Origin of the sequence: Kitasatospora brasiliensis, from assembly GCF_032654805.1 — a bacterium.
Classification (GTDB): Bacteria; Actinomycetota; Actinomycetes; order Streptomycetales; family Streptomycetaceae; genus Kitasatospora; species Kitasatospora brasiliensis.
The window spans coordinates 526,311-543,936 of sequence record NZ_JAUOOW010000006.1 but is presented as its reverse complement, the minus strand read 5'-3'; the positions used below and the strand labels follow the sequence as shown (position 1 = coordinate 543,936).

Here is a 17,626-nt window from a genome sequence, read left to right as displayed (position 1 = left end):
CCTCCTCTCAGGCCCGCTTGAGGGCGGGGGTGTCGACCGGGGCGTCCCAGAGCTCCAGCAGCTGGGCGTCGGCCTTGGTGAGGGTGAGCGAGAAGCCCGCCATGTCGAGGCTGGTGACGTAGTTGCCGACCAGGCTGCGGGCCACCGTGATGCCGCGCTCGGCGAGCCTGGCGGCGACCTCGCCGTAGACCACGTACAGCTCCAGCAGCGGGGTCGCGCCGAGGCCGCCCAGCAGGGCGATCACCTCGTCGCCCGGGGTCAGGTGGTGGTCGGTCAGGATGGTCTCGACCACCTCGGCGGCCAGCTCGCGGGCCGGGCGGAGCTTCTCGCGGCGGCGGCCCGGCTCGCCGTGGATGCCGACGCCGACCTCGATCTCGTCCTCGGGCAGGTCGAAGCCGGGCTTGCCGGCGGCCGGGGCGGTGGCGGCGGTGAGCGCGATCGCGAAGGAGCGGGAGGCGGCGTTGACCCGCTCGCCCAGGGCGGCGACCTCGTCCAGCGGGGCGCCGCGCTCGGCCAGCGCGCCGGCCGTCTTCTCGACCAGGACGGTCGCGCCGGTGCCCCGGCGCCCCGCCGTCCAGGTGGAGTCCTCGACGGCGACGTCGTCGTTGACCAGGACGGTGCGGACCTCCAGGCCCTCCTCGGCGGCGAGTTCGGCGGCGAGCTCGAAGTTCATCACGTCGCCGGTGTAGTTCTTCACGATGAAGACGACCCCGGCGCCGCTCTCCACGGCCTTGGCGGCGGCCAGCATCTGGTCCGGGACGGGCGAGGTGAACACCTCGCCGGGGCAGGCGGCGTCGAGCATGCCGGGGCCGACGAAGCCGCCGTGCAGCGGCTCGTGGCCGGAGCCGCCGCCGGAGATCAGCGCGACCTTGGGCGCGGCCGGGCGGGCGGCCCGGGTGATCACCCGGTTGGGGATGTCCACCGTCAGCTCCGGATGGGCGGCGGCGACGCCGGCCAGCGCGTCCTCCAGGACGCTCTCCGGGGTGTTGATCAGCTTCTTCAACGCGATTCGCTCCCTCTTCGGCGGCGGACGCTGCTGACCCGACGCTACGCCAGACGGGGGTGCCGGGCACGGGGTGCGACACGCGCGATTCCGATCACCCTCCCGGAGCAGCGGCTGCGGTCGTAGGGTCGCGGACATGAGCGAAAACGTGGGCATTGTTCTGGTCTCGCACAGCGCCCGGCTCGCGGAGGGGCTGCGGGAGCTGCTCGGCGAACTCGCCTCGGACGGGGTGCGGGTGGTGGTCGCGGGCGGTACCGAGGACGGCGGGCTCGGCACCAGCTACGACCTGATCGCCGGGGCGATCGCGCGAGCCGACGCCGGGGCGGGCGTGGTCGTGCTGCCGGACCTCGGCAGCTCGGTGCTCACCGCCGTGACGGTGCTGGAGGACGAGCCCCGTCCGGGCGTGAAGCTGGTGGACGCGCCGTTCGTGGAAGGCGCGGTGGCCGCCGCCGTCACCGCCTCGACCGGGGCGGGGCTGGCCGAGGTCGTCGCGGCGGCCGAGGACGCGCGGGGCTTCCGGAAGCTCTGATCCGCAAGACACGCCTGAACCCGGGGGTCACTTGGCGTCCGGGTGTCCCTTGGCGTCCCCTGGCGTCCGGGCGTCACTTGGCGTCCGCGTAGCAGTCCACCACCGCCGTGCTGAGCGGGAACTGCACCGGGGTGTCGCCGAACACCAGCCGGCGGGCCTCGGCGGCCGCCTCGGTGACGGTGGCGGCCACCGCGTCGGCGAGATTGGCCGGGGTGTGCACGATCACCTCGTCGTGCTGGAAGAACACCAGATGCGGACGGTCCGCCGAGCCCGCCGCGGGCAGGTCGTTGAGCCGCCGGCGCAGCGCCGCGAGCAGGGCCAGGGCCCAGTCGGCGGCGCTGGCCTGGATGACGTAGTTGCGGGTGAAGCGGCCGCGGGCGCGGGCGGTGCGGCCGCCGTCCTCGCCCGCGCTGTCGGCCTCGGTGAGGTCGAGGAAGGCGGCGGAGGCCGGCGGGCAGACCCGGCCGAGCCGGGAGGCGACCACGCCGCCGTCCTCGCCGGTGCGGGCGGCGGCCTCGACATAGCCCATCGCGGCCGGGTAGCGGCGGCGCAGGGTGTTCAGCAGCGGGCCGATGTCGCCGCTGGTCTGCCCGTACATGGCGCCGAGCAGGCCGAGCTTGGCCTTGTCCCGGTCGCCCTGGAAGGCGTTGGCGGCGAGCGCCTCGTACAGGTCGCCGCCGGCCGCCGTCCGGGCCAGCCCGGCGTCCCCGGAGAGCGCGGCGAGCACCCGGGGCTCCAGCTGGGCGGCGTCGGCGACCACCAGCAGCCAGCCCGGGTCGGCGACCACGGCCCGGCGCAGGATGCGCGGGATCTGGAGGGCGCCGCCGCCGCGGCTGGCCCAGCGGCCGGAGACCACGCCGCCGACCACGTACTCGGGCCGGAACCGGCCGCCGCGGGCCCAGGCGTCCTGCCAGGCCCAGCCGTGCGCGACGTGGATCCGGGACAGCTCCTTGTAGCGGATCAGCAGCTGCGCCGCCGGGTGGTCGACGCCCTTGAGCTCCCAGGAGCGGGTGGAGCCGAGCTGGACGCCCGCCTCGGCGAAGGCGCGCAGCACCTGGGTGTGCGAGTCGGGGTTGAACGGCTTGGCGCCGAGCGCCCGTTGGAGCTCGACGCCGAGTTCGGCGAGGACCTTCGGCTGGGTGCCGGGGACGGTCGGGCGGGGGCCGAGCAGCTCGGTCAGCAGCCGGTCGTGGACGTCGGCCCGCCAGGGCAGGCCGTCGTGGGCCATCTCGGCGGCCACCAGGGCGCCGGCCGACTCGGCGGCGACCAGCAGCCGGAAGCGCTGCCGGGCGGCCGGGTCGGCGATGGCGGCGATCCGGCGCTGCTGCTCGGCGTGGACGGCGACCACGGCCGCCAACGGATCGGCGCCGGGCGGCAGTTGCAGCCGGTCGGGGGCGAAGAGGGTGTCCTGGCCGCCGTCCGCCTCGGCCAGGCCGGGCTCGGGCAGGTCCTCCGGGACGGGCAGGCCGCGCAGCCGGGACCAGGCGGCGCCGAGGGAGCGCGGCGCGCCGAACCGGCCCTCGTGCGCCAGCAGCAGCGCCTCGACCAGCCGCAGGTCGTGGCAGCGGGCGAGCCGGTCGGGCAGGCGCGGCAGCAGCGGGGCGTACCCGGAGTCGGCGGCGGCCCAGACCCAGCGGGGATGCTCGGCGGCCTCCCGGGCGGCGACGGCGGCGGCGAGGTCGCGGACGGCCTCCGGCGGGCCGAGCGGGGCGCCCGCGTCGTCCAGCGGCTGGAGCCGGCCGCCGGGGCCGTGTGGATCGGGCGCGACGGCGGTCCTGGGTGCCACGGGGCTGCTCCTCTCGGCATGCGGTCGGGTGTGCGGGACGGGGACACGGGTGCGGGCCCGCGACCGCCGGCCCCGCGGCGTCGACGTTAACGGGTGGGTACGACAACGGGCCGCAGGCGGGTCCCCGTGCCGGATGGCAGGGTGGTGCCCGCGCATGGGTGGAAAAGCACATGGGCAGCGTGAGTGACACGGCGTAGGGTTCGCGGAGTGACCGAGAACCCGTTCTTCCAGCCGAGCACGCTGGTCTACGAACTCCCGCCGTTCGCCGAGATCCGCGAGGAGCACTACCTGCCCGCGTACGAGCGCGGCATGGCCGAGCAGCTGGCCGAGATCGCGGCGATCACCGCCGACCGGAGCCGGCCGACCTTCGAGAACACCTTGGTGGCCCTGGAGCGCTCCGGGGAGCTGCTGGGCCGGGTGGACGCGGTGTTCCGCAACCAGTCCTCCTCCGACACCACCGACGTGCTGGACGAGGTGGAGGCGAAGGTGAGCCCGCTGCTCGCCGCCCACCACGACGCGATCCACCTGGACCTCGCGCTGTTCGCCCGGATCGAGGCGCTGTACGAGGAGCGCGCCGCGCTCGGCCTGGACCCGGAGTCGCTGCGCCTGCTGGAGCGCCGCTACACCGCCTTCGTGCGCTCCGGAGCCCGGCTGGGCGAGGCCGAGCAGGCCCGGCTGCGCGAGCTGAACGCCGAACTCGCCGCGCTCGGCACCACGTTCCAGCAGAACGTGAACGCCGAGAGCCGGGCCGCCGCGCTGGTGCTGGACTCCGCCGAGGAGCTGGCCGGGCTGTCCGAGGGCGCGGTCGCCGGGGCGGCGGAGAACGCCAGGGTGCTCGGCCACCCGGGCAGCTACGTGCTGAGCGTGCGGAACACCTCCGGCCAGGCCGAGCTGGACCAGCTCGCCGACCGCTCGGTGCGCGAGCGGCTGCTGGCCGCCTCGATCGGCCGGGGCATCGAGGTGAACGGCCCGCTGGCGATCCGGATGGCGGCGCTGCGCGCAGAGCGGGCCGCGCTGCTGGGCCACCCGAGCCACGCCGCGTACGTGGTGGCGGACGAGACGGCCGGCACCGTCGAGGCGGTCTCCGGGCTGCTGTCCCGGCTGGTCGGCCCGGCCGTGGCGATGGCCCGGCGGGAGGCCGAGGAGCTGGCCCGGGTGGCGGCCGCGGACGGGATCGACGAGATCGCGGCGCACGACTGGGCGTACTACTCGGAGAAGGTCCGCCAGACCTCCTACCAGGTGGACGCGGCGGCGCTGCGCCCCTACTTCGAGCTGGAGCGGGTGCTGCGGGACGGCGTGTTCTTCGCCGCGAACCTGGCGTACGGGCTCAGCTTCACCGAGCGGCCGGACCTGACGGCCCACCACCCGGACGCGCGGGTCTTCGAGGTGTTCGAGGAGGACGGCAGCCCGCTGGGCCTGTTCATCGGCGACTTCCACGCCCGGGCGTCCAAGCGCGGCGGCGCCTGGATGGACGCGATGGTGGAGCAGTCCGGGCTGACCGGCAAGCGGCCGGTGGTGCTGAACAACCTCAACATCCCGCGCCCGGCGCCCGGCGAGCCGGCGCTGATGGGCTGGGACGAGGTGCGCACGCTCTTCCACGAGTTCGGGCACGCGCTGCACGGGCTGTTCTCGGACGTGCGCTACCCGCTGTTCTCGGGCACCTCGGTGCCCCGGGACTTCGTGGAGTTCCCCTCGCAGGTCAACGAGATGTGGATGACCCACCCGGAGGTGCTGGCCAACTACGCCCGCCACCACGAGAGCGGGGAGCCGCTGCCGGCCGAGCTGGTCGAGCGGATGACGGCGGCCGAGGGCTTCGGGCAGGGCTTCCGGACGGTGGAGTACCTGGCGGCCACCCTGCTGGACTGGGCTTGGCACACCGTGCCGCATGGCGAGGAGATCGCCGACGCCGAGGAGTTCGAGGCACGGGCGCTCGCCGCGGCCGGGATCGCGGTGGACGCGATCCCGCCGCGCTACCGGACGGGGTACTTCCAGCACATCTTCTCCAGCGGCTACAGCGCGGCGTACTACGCGTACATCTGGTCGGAGGTGCTGGACGCCGACACCGTGCAGTGGTTCGAGGGCAACGGGCGGTCGGTGCGGGAGAGCGGCGAGCTGTTCCGGCGCGAGCTGCTGGCGCGCGGGTTCAGCCGGGACCCGCTGGAGTCCTTCCGCGCGGTGGTCGGCCGGGCGCCGGAGACCGGGCCGCTGCTGGCCCGCCGGGGGCTGGCCTGATCAGCGCAGGGTGACCGTCACGGTCGTGCCCGGGTGGGCGTGCGGGAGCCGGACGCGTACGGTTCCCGCGTGCCCGCCGGTCGACTGTCCGCCCGTCGGCTGTTCGACCTCGACCCGGGCGTCGGCGGGGGAGACGGTGACGTGGGCGCCGTTCGGGAACGCGCCCGGCGGGAGCAGGAGTTCGCTCTCGCGGCCGGTGCCGTCGGCGCTCCAGCGCACGGTGGTGCCGTCGCTGCGGACGCCGGTGCGGACGTCGGTGCCGGCGACGGCCACCGGGTAGGGGCCGAAGGCGGGTTCGTCGCCGGGGGCGGGGCGCCCGGCCGGGTCGAGCGCGCAGTAGCCGCCGTCGCCCCGGCACCAGTACCACATCGTCCAGCCCTCGGCGAAGCCGTCCATCGCGGTGACCTGGCGGCGGACCAGTTCGGAGTTGCCCGGCGTCCGGGAGTTCGGCGGGCCCCACTCGCCGACCAGGACGGGCAGCCGGTGGGCGGCCGGGTAGCCGGAGATCGCCGCGGTGTACTGCTCCACGAAGCCGTCGGCCGGGTCCCAGTCGGCGCCGTTCTCGACCGCGGTGTCGTAGAAGTGCGGCGCGTAGCCGAGCCGGGGCGCGCCCGGGCGCGGGTCGGCGAAGCCGGGCAGGTGGGTGGGTACGCCCTGGCCGACCAGCACCGTCGGCTCGACGAACAGCCAGGCGCGGGAGTCGACTTGGCGCACGGCGGCGATCAGACGGCGGTACATGCCGGCGAGCGGGCCCCGCTCCAGGGCGGCGGAGGCGGCGGCCAGCACGGCCGGATCGCTCGGGTCGCCGTCCACCGGGCCGAACGGCTCGTTGAACAGGTCGTAGCCCAACAGCGAGCGGTGGCCGCGCAGTTCACGGGCGAAGCGGGTGTAGAAGTCGGCCTGCCAGGCGCGCAGGTCGGGGTCGTCGTAGAGGTGGCGGAAGGCGGCCTGGACGGCGGGCTGGAAGTAGCCGGCGAACCAGTCGTCCGGGTCCGGGGTGAAGGGCAGGCCGTCGTCCCGGGTGGCCCAGGCGGGGATGCCGTTGGTGCCGCCGAGGAACTTCGGCCCGTAGACGTCCTGGTGGAAGTCGACCAGGACCAGCAGGCCCAGCCGGTCGGCCCGGTCGAGGAGCCGCTGGACGCGGTGCAGCTCGGCGGGGTCGAGACGGCCGCGCGTGGGCTCCAGCCTGGTCCAGGAGACCGGCAGCCGGACCAGTGTGAAGCCCTGGGCGGCGACGGAGTCGAGGTCGGCCGGGGTGGCCTCGGCGTACTTGTCGAGGTTGAAGCCGCGCAGCTGGAGCCGGCGGCCCTGGGCGTCGGTGAGGGCGGTGCGGCCGTCGGCGGCGGTGGCGGTGCCGGTGGGGAAGCGGTCCGGTGGCCCGCTGTGCGCCGAGGCCGGGGTGGCGGCCGGGGTGAGCGCGGCGGTGGCGGCGAGCAGCAGGGCGGCGGCGGTACGGCGCAGGCGCAGGCGCATCGGGGACCTCGCACGGCGGGGGTGGGGGTGGTGGCCGATGATGCCCGGACTGCCGTGTACGGCACAAGAGTCGTGCACGGCACGGTAGTTCTGCGCGGCAAGAATCCGGCGCGGCACAAGGGGGCCGCGCGGCACAAGGAGCCTGCGCGGCGCGGGAGTTCAGTCGGCGGACGGTTCGGGTGCGGGCGGCAGGACGGCGGTCGGCAGGTCGGCGGCGGCGGCCAGCCGGCCCCAGAGCAGGTCGGCCAGCGCCTGCACCATCCGGGTGCGCGAGCAGGGTTTGGACTCCAGCCACCAGTCCCCGGCGGCCAGCACCATGCCGGTGATGCCCCGGCCCCAGGCCTCGGCGAGCAGGTCGCGTTCGGCGCCGAGGTCGACCTGGCTCTGCACGGCCCGGGTGATCTCCTCGGCGATCTGCCTGAGCGCGGGGGCGAGCGCGTTGCCGGCGCCGCTGGGGTCGCCCGGCTCGGGGTGGGTGAGCAGCCGGTAGACCTGGGGGCGGGCCTCGATCCCGGCGAGGTAGGTGTCCAGGACGTGCTCGACCCGGTCGCGGCGCTCCAGCGGTTCGGCGAGGGCGGCCCGGACGGCGGCCAGCAGGCCGCTGGTGTGGCGCTCGGTCAGGGCGCCGATCAGGCCGTTCCGGTCGCCGAAGTGGCGGTAGAGGATCGGCTTGGTGATGCCGGCCTCGGCGGCGATGGCGTTCATGCTGGCGCCCGGCCCCTCGCGCTGGATGACCCGGTCGGCGGCGTTGAGCAGCTGCTCGCGGCGGGGCTCTCGGGACATGCGCTGCTCCTCGGGGTTGGGGGTCCGCCCGGTCCGGCTGTGGTGGTCCGTCGCGTCCGTCCGGTCCGGTGCGTCCGGCCTGTTCGGGCGTTGACACCGGTTACCAATCAGTAGCAGACTCCGACGATGTTACCTGCGGTAACACCCCGGTCGGCCGCACAAGTCTTCGGAGGAAAGCACCATGAGCAGCACGTTCTCGCTGGACCCGGGCGCGGACCAGCTCGCCGTACGCGACTGGCTGCACGGCTTCGCCGCCGACGTGATGCGACCGGCCGCGGCCGAGTGGGACGAGCGCGAGGAGACCCCCTGGCCGATCATCCAGGAGGCCGCCAAGTTGGGCATCTACTCGCTGGACTTCTACGCCCAGCAGTACTTCGACCCCTCCGGCGTCGGCATCCCGATCGCCATGGAGGAACTCTTCTGGGGCGACGCCGGCCTCGGGCTGTCCATCGTCGGCACCACCCTGGCCGCCGTCGCGGTGCTGGCCAACGGCACCGACGAGCAGATCGGCACCTGGACCCCGCAGATGTTCGGCACCCCGGACGACCTCAAGGTGGCCGCCTTCTGCTCCTCCGAGCCGGACGCCGGCTCCGACGTCTCGGCGCTGCGCACCCGGGCGGTCTACGACGAGGCCAAGGACGAGTGGGTGCTGAACGGCACCAAGACCTGGGCCACCAACGGCGGGATCGCCGCCGTCCACGTGGTGGTCGCCACCGTCGACCCGGCGCTCGGCGCCAAGGGCCAGGCCTCCTTCGTCGTCCCGCCGGGCACCCCGGGACTGAGCCAGGGCCAGAAGTTCAAGAAGCACGGCATCCGCGCCTCGCACACCGCCGAGGTGGTGCTGGACGGCGTCCGGGTGCCCGGCAGCTGCCTGCTCGGCGGCAAGGAGAAGCTGGACGAGCGGCTCGCCCGGGCCCGCGAGGGCGTCAAGCGTCCGGGCGGCAAGGGCAACGCGGCGATGGCCACCTTCGAGGCCTCCCGCCCGGCGGTCGGCGCGCAGGCGATCGGCATCGCCAGGGCCGCGTACGAGGTGGCGCTGGACTACGCGAAGACCCGCGAGCAGTTCGGCCGGCCGATCATCGACAACCAGGGCGTGGCCTTCCAGCTCGCCGACATGAAGACCCGGATCGACGCGGCCCGGCTGCTGGTGTGGCGGGCCTCCTGGATGGCGGTCAACAACCAGCCGTTCACCGCCGCCGAGGGCTCGATGTCCAAGCTCTACGCGGGCGAGACCGCCAAGTACGTGACCGCGCAGGCGATGCAGATCCTCGGCGGCAACGGGTTCACCCGGGAGTACCCGGTGGAGCGGATGCACCGGGACAGCGCGATCTACTCGATCTTCGAGGGGACCAGCGAGATCCAGCGGCTGGTGATCGCCCGGGCGATCTCGGGAATGCCGATCCGCTGAGGCGGTCGGCCCGCCCGGGTCGGCGGGCCGGCCGGAAGGTGAGCCCGGCGGTGAGGGTGCCCACCACCGCGCCGACGACCGCGGCGCCACGCGGGACCACCCGGTCGCCGGGGCCGGCGGGGCGAGCAGCAGCCGGAGCGGGCCGAGCGCGATGGCCAGGCAGGCCACCGCGCCACTGGCCACGGCGGTGTGCGCGGAGACCTTCCACCAGTCGGTGATCACCAGGATCGGGCCGATTCTGTGCCCGGTCCGACTGGACTCGGCTCAGAACCGGGCCGGGCGGCCCTCCAGGAACGCGGCCAGGCCCTCATGGACGTCCGAGCCCTCCCGGGAGCGGAGCAGCCAGGGGGCCAGGACCTCGGCGGCCCGCTCGGGCGGGGCGTCCAGCACGGCCTTGGCGGCGCCGATGGTGTGGGTCGAGCGCCGGGTCAGCAGCCGCGCGAAGTCCAGGGCGACGGCGTCCAGTTCGGCGTCCGGCAGGACGCGTTCGGCCAGGCCCAGCGGCAGGGCGTCCCGGCCGCTCACCAACTCGCCGGAGAACAGCAGGTACTTGGCCCTGGCCGGGCCGATCAGCCGGGACAGCCGTACGGTCGGCACCGCCGAGTAGACCACGCCGAGCTTGGCCGGGGTGATCCCCAGCCGGGCGTCCTCGGCGACGAACCGCAGGTCGCAGGCGACGGCCAGTTGGCAGCCGCCGCCGACGCAGGCGCCGTGCACCACGGCGAGGGTCGGGTGCGGGAAGGCCGCCAGTGCCTCCTCGGCGGCGACGTTGGTCGCGTGGTAGGCCTCCGCGCGGTCCGGATCGCCGTACAGCTCGGAGAGTTCGGCGATGTCGCCGCCCGCGCTGAAGGTGTTGCCGGCGCCGGTGAGCAGCAGGACGCGGACGCCCTCGTGATCGGCCAGCTGCTCCAGCACCTCGGGCAGCGCCTGCCAGATCGCCAGGGTCACCGCGTTGCGGCGGTGCGGGCGGGCGAACTCCAGGACCGCGACGCCGTCCTCGCCGACGTAGGCGGTGAGGCCCTCGGCCTGTGCGGGCAGGGCGGAGCGGTCCCGCGTGAGCAGCGGCTGGTCCATGCGCACCTCCGGTCGGTCGTGGTGCGCCAACTCTCTCAGGCGGGGTTCGCGCAGTAGTCGCCGAGGCCGTGTTCGACCAGGGCGAAGGCGCGCCGGGCCCGGTCGAGGGCGTCGGGCAGCGCCTTCGCGGCGCACTCCCCGGCCAGCATCCGGCGCTGGTTCTCGCCGGTCAGGGTCAGTTGGGTGGCCAGCAGTTGGGCGGCGGCGACCCTGGCGGTGAACTCGTCGTGGGCCGGGTCCTGGGCGAGGAGTTCGGCCATCAGCAGGGACTGCGCGCGATGGTCGAAGCCGGCGGTGGCGCGCTGGAGCAGGGTGGGCGTGTGGTGGATCAGCCGGATCACGTCGAGCACCAGCGGCTGGTCGCACAGGCCGGTGGCGGGGTCGAACGCGGAGAGCGCCATCAGGTACTGCTCGCGCAGCGCCGCCACCGCGGAGGCGCCCGGGGGGCGCACCCGTACGACCTCGGCCGGCTCGTCGAGATGCCGCTCCAGCGGGCCCATGACCAGGTCTTCCTTGGTGGGGAAGTAGTTGAAGACGGTCATCTTGGACACCTCGGCGGCGGCCGCGATCTCGGCCACCGAGACCTGGTCGAAGCCGCGCTCGGCGAACAGCCCGATGGCGGTCTGCCAGATCCGGATGCCGGTCTGGAACTTCTTGCGCTCGCGCAGCGGGAGCGCATCGATGTCGATGTCGCGTCCGAGGTCGAAGCCGGGTCGGGTCGCCATGGGGGGAACTGTACCAGGATCAAAGGTAGACCTGGACTAATAATGTGCCCGGCTGAATAGTTGGTCGAGATGAAGAATTGACCTGGTCCAAAACCTCTGCCATGGTGGTGCCGGGCCCGCCGGGGCGCATCGCTCCGGGCTCGACTCCACTGACTCCGGGGGGACTTCCGATGTCATCCGACACGCTGGGCGCACCCGCGCCGACCACAGCCGACTCCACCGCACCCGCCCTGATGACCCCGGCCCAGCGCCGGCTCGGCATGCTGCTCTGCCTGGTCACGATCGTGCTGGCGGTGCTCGACATGAACATCGTCTCGGCGGCCACCGTGCCGATCGTCCGGGACCTCGACCCCGTCCACGGTGTCGACCGACTGCCCTGGCTGGTCAGCGGGTTCGCCCTCGCCGCCACCGCGCTGCTGCCGCTGTACGGCAGGCTCTGCGACGTGTACGGCGCCAAGCGGGTGCTGCTCGGGGCCGTCGGCACCTTCCTGCTCGGCTCGGCGCTCTGCGGGGCGGCGCAGTCGATGGACCAGCTGATCGCCTTCCGGGCGGTGCAGGGCATCGGCGGCGGCGGGCTGATGAGCGTCACCATGGTGGTCATCGCCCAGTTCAAGGAGCCGGACGAGCCCGGTGGCGGCGGCAAGGGCGGCGCGGCGGGCGGGGTCGTCGCGGGCCTCGGCATGGCGATCGGGCCGCTGGTCGGCGCGCTGCTCACCGACCACCTCGGCTGGCGCTGGGTCTTCTACGTCAACCTGCCGCTCGGCCTGCTGGTCATGGTCGGTGTCGCCCTGGTGGTCAAGCTGCCGTCGACCGGCGGCCGCCGGGGCCTGGACTTCGTCGGCTCGGCCCTCGCGGCGGCCTTCGCGGTCGGGCTGCTGCTGGTCACCGAGTGGGGCGGCAAGGACTACGCCTGGACGTCCCCGGTGATCCTCGGGCTCGCCGCCGCCACCCTGGGCGCGTTCGGCCTCTTCCTGTGGCGCCAGGCGACCGCCGCCGATCCGGTGCTGCCGCTGTCGCTGTTCCGGATCCGCGCGGTACGGCTCGGCTTCGCCATCCAGGGCCTGGTCGGGATGGGCATGATCGGTTCGATCGTCTACGTGATGCTCTACCTCCAGGTCGCGCGGGGCGTCGCCCCGACCTCGGCCAGCCTCTACCTGATCCCGATGGCGGCCGGGATGACCGGCTCCGGCCTGCTGTCCGGCCGGCTGATCGGGCGCGGCCACCCGGTCCGGACCTTCCTGGTGTTCGGTGCGGGCTGTGCGACGCTCGCCCTGGCCCTGCTCGGCCTCAGCGGGCCGGACACCGGGCTGTGGGCGGTGCTGGCCGAACTCGCCCTGCTGGGCTGCGGCCTGGGCCAGCTGATCGGCCAGCTGGTCACGGTGGTGCAGGAGGCCGCGCCCCGGCACCAGTTGGGGGTGGCGACCACCGGCATCCGCTTCTTCCAGAGCCTCGGCAACGCGCTCGGCGTGGCGCTGTTCGGCACCGTGCTGGCCCGGGTGTTCGAGGCGGGCGAGCCGGGGCGGCCGCTCGGCGCGATCCGGACGCTGACCGGCGAGGCGTACGAGCACGCGGTGCGCAGCTTCACCGAGGCGGTGGACGTGGTGTTCCTGTCGGCGGGCGGGGTGCTGGCGCTGGCGCTCGTGTGCGTGCTGCGGCTGCGGTCGGCCGAGAAGGCGCCGACGGCCTGAGGCGCCGACGGTCCGACGGGCGGTGAGCGAGGCGGCGGCCGACGGAGGTGTGCGGGGCCCGGTGGACCACGGGGGTGTCCACCGGGCCCCGCCGTCTCGGTGGGTGGGCTCGGCGCGGGCGGCTCGGCGGGGGTGGCTCAGCCCTGGGCGGAGGCCTTCCACTCCGAGGCCAGGATGGACCAGATCTCCTTGTCGTAGCGGACCCCCTGGTGGGGGAACCACTCGCGCAGCACGCCGTCGCGGGTCATGCCGAGCCGCTCGGCGACCGCCCGGCTGCGGGTGTTGACGGAGGTGCACCACCACTCGGCGCGGTGCAGGCCGCGGGTGGCGAAGGCGTAGTCGAGCAGCTTCCCGGCGGCGGCGGTGACCAGCCCGTGCCCCTCGCCGGCCGGCTCGGTCCAGGCGCCGATCTCGCAGATGCCGGACTGGGTGTCGAAGCTCACGAACATCACGCCGCCGACCAGGGTGCCGTCCAGCCAGATGCCGTAGATCCGCTTCTGGTCGGTGGCCAGGCCGTCGGCGTAGCGCTGGAGGGTGGTGCGGGCGGAGTCCAGGTCGACCGAGAAGGTGGCCCAGGGGATCCACGGGTCGGTGTGGGCGCGGGCGCGGTCGAGGTGGGCCAGGAACTCGGGGGCCTGCCAGGGCTCCAGCGGGCGCAGTTCGGCGTTCTCGGAGAGCGGTACGGCAAACACGGGCGGGCCTTTCACGGGGTGGTGCGGGGGGTGGCCGCTCAGGTGGGTGCTGAGGCGGGCTGGATCATTCATAACAAACGTTTGGTATGTACGATAGCCCCCATGACACCGGCCCGTGGAGACCATGACGCCCGACGCTCGGAAGTCTCCGAGGGGGTGTGGCGAGTGCTCTCCACCCGGGGTTTCGAGGGGCTGACCCTGCGTGCCGTGGCCGCCGAACTGGGCGCCTCCACCGGGATGTTGACGCACTACTTCCCGAACAAGCGGGCGCTGCTCAGCCATGCGCTGGAGGAGTTGGACCGGCGCTCGCTGGCCCGGCCGCGGCGCACCGCCCCCGCCGACGGCGGCGCGGCGCCGGCCGGGCTGGCCCGGGTGCGGGCCTCACTGCTGGACGTCCTGCCGCTGGACGGCGAGTCCGCGGCCGACAACCGGATCTGGGTCGGTTCCTGGGACCACGCGCTGGCCGACCCGGAGCTGACGGCCGCCCACGCGGGCCGCTACGCGCGCTCGCGCACCGCGCTCACGGAGCACGTCGCGGACGCCCAGCGGCTGGGGGAGCTCCCGGCGCAGGCCGACCCGGCCGCGCTCGCGGCGGGGGCCCAGGCCTTCACGCTGGGCCTGGTGGTGCAGGTGCTGTTCGCCCCGGAGGAGTTTCCGGCGCGGCGACAGGTGGAGCTGCTGGACGCCTATCTGGCCGGGCTGGCGGAGTAGGGCCCGGGAGATCCGGAGGCCCGCACGGGCCGGGGGTTCGGCGGCGGAGAGTTGTTCGCGGTGATTCGCCGGGAATGCCGAAATGTGCCGATCGGCCCGTTGTCGCGGCGGCCGGGGCACGCATTGTCACGAGTTCTGCGCGGTGAGTATTCGGCGAGTGCGCGACGGGGTGGCGAGAGCGCGGCGGGTGTTCGGCGAAGGGATTACCGTGTGGTCCGGAGCGGGCACGGAAAGTGCCCGTCGGCTCGATGGCCTGCGGAATTGCAGGGTGGTGCCCCCAGCAGGATTCGAACCTGCGACCTACCGCTTAGAAGGCGGGTGCTCTATCCGCTGAGCTATGGGGGCGGGACGGGCGGTGCCCTGGCGGGCGCGACCGTGGCCGGGATCGGGCTGACGAGCGCCGGGGCGCGCGCTGTCCGGCCCCGTACCTGAGGGTGGGGTGGGGGTGGAGGGCCCTCGCCCTGTCGGGGACAGGATAAGGGTGTCCAGTTCCCGGGCCGGGTGCGACGACACCGCCGTTGGTGTGTCGGTTCGGTGGAGCGGTCCGATAATCGCAGGTGAAGACCGTGAGTGCAGCGGTCTGGCAGTGTTCCGCGCCGGACGTTGTGCAGTCGTTACGGGGCTGCCGCCTCACCCGTTATGGATTCGGCACGGAGAATGTCGCCGCCGGCGGTGCGGGTGGGGGCCTTATTCGTGGTTGCGTCGGTCGGATGACGTGCGTGGACGTCCGTCGGCGCGCCTTCCGCAGTGGGTTCCGGAGCGTGTTCCCGGGTCGGTTCCGGGGCGCTCGTCGGCGCGGCGAGCAGCGGGTTTGTTGTCATGGCCGCGAAGAGCAGGGGGCGAAGCGGTGGCGGAAGGCTGAAATTCACCCCTGCGAGTGACAGCAGTTCCAGAGGCCCGAGTTATCCACAGGATTTCGGAAGTCAGTGGCCGGGATTTCTTTCCGAGTGCACGCTTCGAGGCGCACCGATCGATTCCGTACGGTGCATCGGCGAGAACGGAGGGCACGCGGTGAGCGAGATGCAGGTGACGGTGATCGGCAATGTCGCGACGGAGGTGAGCTACGGCGAGACCGGCGGCGGGGTGCCGATGGCCAACTTCCGGCTCGGCTGCACCGAGCGGCGGTACGACCGGCAGCGCGAGTGCTGGGTGGACGGCGACACCCACTGGATGACGGTGACGGCCTGGCGGGCGCTGGCGGTCAATCTGATCGGCTCGCTGAACAAGGGCGATCCGGTGCTGGTGAGCGGCCGGATGCGGGTGCGCGAGTGGGGGGAAGGGGAGGCGAAGCGCGCCCGCGTCGAGATCGACGCCCGATCGGTCGGACACGACCTCACCCGTGGTACCACGGCCTTTCGTTGGGCGACGGGGGTGCGCGGGCAGTCGCCGGGCGGTGCCGGGCCGGCCGGGTCGGAGGCCGGGGGAGAGGCGGTGCCGGAGTGGATCGTCGGCGTGCTGGAGGCGCGCAAGGTCCCCGCGGCACCCTCTCCGGCCGCCCTCCCGATGGCCTCCGGCGCGGCCCCGGCGGCGATCGAGGCGGCGTCGGCCGGGCCCGCCGAGGTGGCCGAGAAGGGGCGGGGAGGTGGCGCCGAGGGTGTGCTGATCTGACCGGTCGACGGCCTTCCCTGTCGACAAATATGTTGATCGAGAAGGCCGTTGTGCCCGCACCGGCAATCCGACGGGATAACAGGAAACTGTCGTCAGGATTCTGGTCGGCCGTCAGCTTGTGTGGGACTTGCGGGGGTTGATAACGATCCAGATACGGAATCGTCCTGATTTCGCATGGGGGTTTCGGGGCCTCGGAGGCTCAATAGGATTCGGTTGGTTCATACCCGCAGCAGTGCCACAGGGGGCACGCGCGGAACGGAAAGTCGGCGGGCCTCCCACTGGGTGCGGCCCGGCCCGGAGGGATCCCAGATGTTCCAGAGGCAGGGGCGGAGTCTGTCCCGGATAACCACTGTCATGCTCACGACCAGTCTGGCGCTGGGCGGAGGCCTGTTCGCGGCCGGTGCGGCGGTCGCGGCCGGCTCCCCGACCTCGGGCGTGACGGCGGAAGTCCAGAACGAGATGCTCGGCGAGAAGATCGACGTCGGGGGCCGGACCGTCGACGGCGGCCTGTTCACCCTCAAGACGAGCGCCGGCGAGAAGCTCCGGACGTACTGCATCGACTTCGACAACCCCGTCTACCTGGACAGCGGCGCCAAGTACCACGAGGCGGACTGGTCGCAGAGCTCCCTCAACAGCAACGCCAACGCCCCCAAGATCCGCTGGATCCTGGACAACTCCTACCCGCAGGCGAGCCTGACCTCGCTGGCCGCGGCCATCCACGTCGACGACCTGAGCGAGGCGGACGCCGCCGCCGGCACCCAGGCCGCGATCTGGAAGTTCTCGGACAACAAGAACGCCGTCCCGCGCAACGACAAGGCCAAGAAGCTGCGCGAGTACCTGGTCGGCGACGCCAACAAGGGCGTCGCGGCCGAGCCGAAGCCCTCGCTGACCCTCTCCCCGGACTCCGTCTCCGGGAAGTCGGGCGGCAAGCTCGGCCCGTTCCTGCTGAACTCCAGCGCCAACGAGGTCAAGCTGGCCGTCACCGGCGACGCCGCGGACAAGATCAAGCTCCTGGACAAGGACAGCAAGCCGCTCAACGGCAGCCTGGCCGGTCCCATCGCCAAGGACACCCCGCTGTTCCTGGACGTGCCGGCCGGCACCCCGGACGGCAAGGCCGCGATCAGCGCCACCGCCGAGGCCAACGTGCTCAGCGGCCGGGTCTTCATGAGCAAGGTGGACTCCCAGGGCCGCCACAGCCAGACCATGATCCTGGCCGGCTCCACCAAGGTGAACGTCGCGGCCGGCGCCAAGGCCACCTGGAAGCAGGGCAAGGGCGCGCTGATCGACAGCACCGCCAAGGAGGAGTGCGCCAACGGCGGCGTGCGGGTGTCCGTCACCAACACCGGTGACGAGGCCGCCACCGTCACGGTCGGCAAGCAGCAGGTCGCCGTCCAGCCGGGCAAGACCGAGAGCGTGCTCGTCAAGGTCGAGGAGAAGTCCAGCTACGACTTCACCGTGACCGGCCCGAACGGCTACTCCAAGCAGTTCACCGGCTTCCTGGACTGCAAGACCGGCGTGACCCCGACCCCGGCCCCGACCACCCCGGCCGCGACCACCCCGGCCGCGACCGCCACCCCGTCGGGCACCCCGAGCACCGGCGCCGGCCAGCCGACCCCGGCGACCACCAGCGCCGCCCCGGGCGCCGGCGGCCTGGCCCAGACCGGTGCCAATGACTCGACCCCGATCATCGCCGCCGTCGCCGGTGGCCTGGTCGTGGCCGGTGGCGCCGCCGTCTTCGTCCTGCGCCGCCGCGGCCGCCACGGCCGCAGCACCGCCTGAACCACCGGAACGCCCTGACCGTCGCCACCACCGGACGGTCCGAACCGCCGGAACCGGCCCGGCTCCCCGCACCCGCTGCGGGGAGCCGGGCCGTCGGCGTTCCGGGGCGGGCGGGGATACCCCGGTGGGGTCACC

At 73.6% G+C, this 17,626-nt stretch carries 14 protein-coding genes and 1 tRNA gene; 7 read left to right on the top strand and 8 right to left on the bottom strand.

The features are described 5' to 3' along the window. Window positions 1-7 precede the first annotated feature (7 nt). Window positions 8-1,003, bottom strand: a complete 996-nt coding sequence (gene dhaK / locus QWJ13_RS25255) for a dihydroxyacetone kinase subunit DhaK (protein ID WP_316527246.1) — start codon at window positions 1,001-1,003, stop codon at window positions 8-10. A 136-nt stretch (window positions 1,004-1,139) separates the two neighbouring features. On the opposite strand from dhaK, the gene dhaM reads away from it, so the two are divergent. Next, a complete protein-coding gene (gene dhaM, locus QWJ13_RS25250) occupies window positions 1,140-1,532 on the top strand; it encodes a dihydroxyacetone kinase phosphoryl donor subunit DhaM (RefSeq protein WP_316527245.1) in 393 nt (130 codons plus the stop codon). Window positions 1,533-1,605: 73 nt separating this feature from the next. On the opposite strand, the gene QWJ13_RS25245 is transcribed toward dhaM, so the two are convergent. After that, entirely contained in the window at window positions 1,606-3,318 is a 1,713-nt protein-coding gene (locus QWJ13_RS25245) for a bifunctional 3'-5' exonuclease/DNA polymerase (protein WP_316527244.1), read from the bottom strand. Window positions 3,319-3,525: 207 nt separating this feature from the next. Between QWJ13_RS25245 and QWJ13_RS25240 the strand changes: the two genes are divergently transcribed. Continuing rightward, window positions 3,526-5,550 (top strand): M3 family metallopeptidase, encoded by a 2,025-nt coding sequence (locus QWJ13_RS25240; RefSeq protein ID WP_316527243.1) that lies wholly within the window; start codon window positions 3,526-3,528, stop codon window positions 5,548-5,550. Here QWJ13_RS25240 and QWJ13_RS25235 read toward each other — a convergent pair whose 3' ends face one another. Beyond that, complete coding sequence (locus tag QWJ13_RS25235) at window positions 5,551-7,023, bottom strand: cellulase family glycosylhydrolase (RefSeq protein ID WP_316527242.1); 1,473 nt, start codon at window positions 7,021-7,023, stop codon at window positions 5,551-5,553. Window positions 7,024-7,182: 159 nt separating this feature from the next. After that, window positions 7,183-7,806: a TetR/AcrR family transcriptional regulator gene (locus QWJ13_RS25230; RefSeq protein WP_316527240.1), complete on the bottom strand. Its 624-nt coding sequence runs from the start codon at window positions 7,804-7,806 to the stop codon at window positions 7,183-7,185. A 181-nt stretch (window positions 7,807-7,987) separates the two neighbouring features. On the opposite strand from QWJ13_RS25230, the gene QWJ13_RS25225 reads away from it, so the two are divergent. Beyond that, window positions 7,988-9,214, top strand: coding sequence for an acyl-CoA dehydrogenase family protein (locus QWJ13_RS25225; RefSeq protein ID WP_316527239.1), 1,227 nt, complete (start codon window positions 7,988-7,990; stop codon window positions 9,212-9,214). Between the two features lie 264 nt (window positions 9,215-9,478). On the opposite strand, the gene QWJ13_RS25220 is transcribed toward QWJ13_RS25225, so the two are convergent. After that, window positions 9,479-10,288 carry an enoyl-CoA hydratase/isomerase family protein gene (locus tag QWJ13_RS25220; RefSeq protein ID WP_316527238.1) on the bottom strand — a complete coding sequence of 270 codons (810 nt, stop codon included), beginning with the start codon at window positions 10,286-10,288 and terminating at the stop codon, window positions 9,479-9,481. Between the two features lie 35 nt (window positions 10,289-10,323). Continuing rightward, the gene (locus QWJ13_RS25215) at window positions 10,324-11,013 is read right to left on the bottom strand and encodes a TetR family transcriptional regulator (RefSeq protein ID WP_316527236.1); all 690 of its coding nucleotides are present in this window, start codon (window positions 11,011-11,013) and stop codon (window positions 10,324-10,326) included. 233 nt (window positions 11,014-11,246) lie between these two features. On the opposite strand from QWJ13_RS25215, the gene QWJ13_RS25210 reads away from it, so the two are divergent. Beyond that, a complete protein-coding gene (locus QWJ13_RS25210) occupies window positions 11,247-12,701 on the top strand; it encodes an MFS transporter (RefSeq protein ID WP_432277605.1) in 1,455 nt (484 codons plus the stop codon). Between the two features lie 137 nt (window positions 12,702-12,838). Here the strand turns inward: QWJ13_RS25210 and QWJ13_RS25205 are convergent, their stop codons facing one another. Then, the gene (locus tag QWJ13_RS25205; RefSeq protein WP_316527233.1) at window positions 12,839-13,393 is read right to left on the bottom strand and encodes a GNAT family N-acetyltransferase; all 555 of its coding nucleotides are present in this window, start codon (window positions 13,391-13,393) and stop codon (window positions 12,839-12,841) included. A gap of 102 nt (window positions 13,394-13,495) precedes the next feature. On the opposite strand from QWJ13_RS25205, the gene QWJ13_RS25200 reads away from it, so the two are divergent. Then, window positions 13,496-14,104, top strand: coding sequence for a TetR/AcrR family transcriptional regulator (locus tag QWJ13_RS25200; RefSeq protein WP_316527232.1), 609 nt, complete (start codon window positions 13,496-13,498; stop codon window positions 14,102-14,104). 269 nt (window positions 14,105-14,373) lie between these two features. Here the strand turns inward: QWJ13_RS25200 and QWJ13_RS25195 are convergent. Further along, window positions 14,374-14,449 (bottom strand) — tRNA-Arg (locus QWJ13_RS25195). A 675-nt stretch (window positions 14,450-15,124) separates the two neighbouring features. Between QWJ13_RS25195 and QWJ13_RS25190 the strand changes: the two genes are divergently transcribed. Both QWJ13_RS25190 and QWJ13_RS25185 read left to right on the top strand, forming a co-directional pair. Continuing rightward, the gene (locus QWJ13_RS25190; protein ID WP_316527406.1) at window positions 15,125-15,712 is read left to right on the top strand and encodes a single-stranded DNA-binding protein; all 588 of its coding nucleotides are present in this window, start codon (window positions 15,125-15,127) and stop codon (window positions 15,710-15,712) included. Window positions 15,713-16,066: 354 nt separating this feature from the next. Further along, on the top strand, window positions 16,067-17,491 hold the full coding sequence (locus QWJ13_RS25185) for a Cys-Gln thioester bond-forming surface protein (protein WP_316527230.1): 1,425 nt from the start codon (window positions 16,067-16,069) through the stop codon (window positions 17,489-17,491). Window positions 17,492-17,626: the final 135 nt, after the last annotated feature.

Coding starts and splice junctions, on each gene's coding strand:
- QWJ13_RS25200 (WP_316527232.1), top strand. CDS start 13,496: ATGACACCGGCCCGTGGAGACCATGACGCCCGACGCTCGGAAGTCTCC.
- QWJ13_RS25210 (WP_432277605.1), top strand. CDS start 11,247: ATGACCCCGGCCCAGCGCCGGCTCGGCATGCTGCTCTGCCTGGTCACG.
- QWJ13_RS25220 (WP_316527238.1), bottom strand. CDS start 10,288: ATGGACCAGCCGCTGCTCACGCGGGACCGCTCCGCCCTGCCCGCACAG.
- dhaM (WP_316527245.1), top strand. CDS start 1,140: ATGAGCGAAAACGTGGGCATTGTTCTGGTCTCGCACAGCGCCCGGCTC.
- QWJ13_RS25230 (WP_316527240.1), bottom strand. CDS start 7,806: ATGTCCCGAGAGCCCCGCCGCGAGCAGCTGCTCAACGCCGCCGACCGG.
- QWJ13_RS25225 (WP_316527239.1), top strand. CDS start 7,988: ATGAGCAGCACGTTCTCGCTGGACCCGGGCGCGGACCAGCTCGCCGTA.
- QWJ13_RS25235 (WP_316527242.1), bottom strand. CDS start 7,023: ATGCGCCTGCGCCTGCGCCGTACCGCCGCCGCCCTGCTGCTCGCCGCC.
- QWJ13_RS25185 (WP_316527230.1), top strand. CDS start 16,067: ATGCTCACGACCAGTCTGGCGCTGGGCGGAGGCCTGTTCGCGGCCGGT.
- QWJ13_RS25190 (WP_316527406.1), top strand. CDS start 15,125: ATGCAGGTGACGGTGATCGGCAATGTCGCGACGGAGGTGAGCTACGGC.
- QWJ13_RS25215 (WP_316527236.1), bottom strand. CDS start 11,013: ATGGCGACCCGACCCGGCTTCGACCTCGGACGCGACATCGACATCGAT.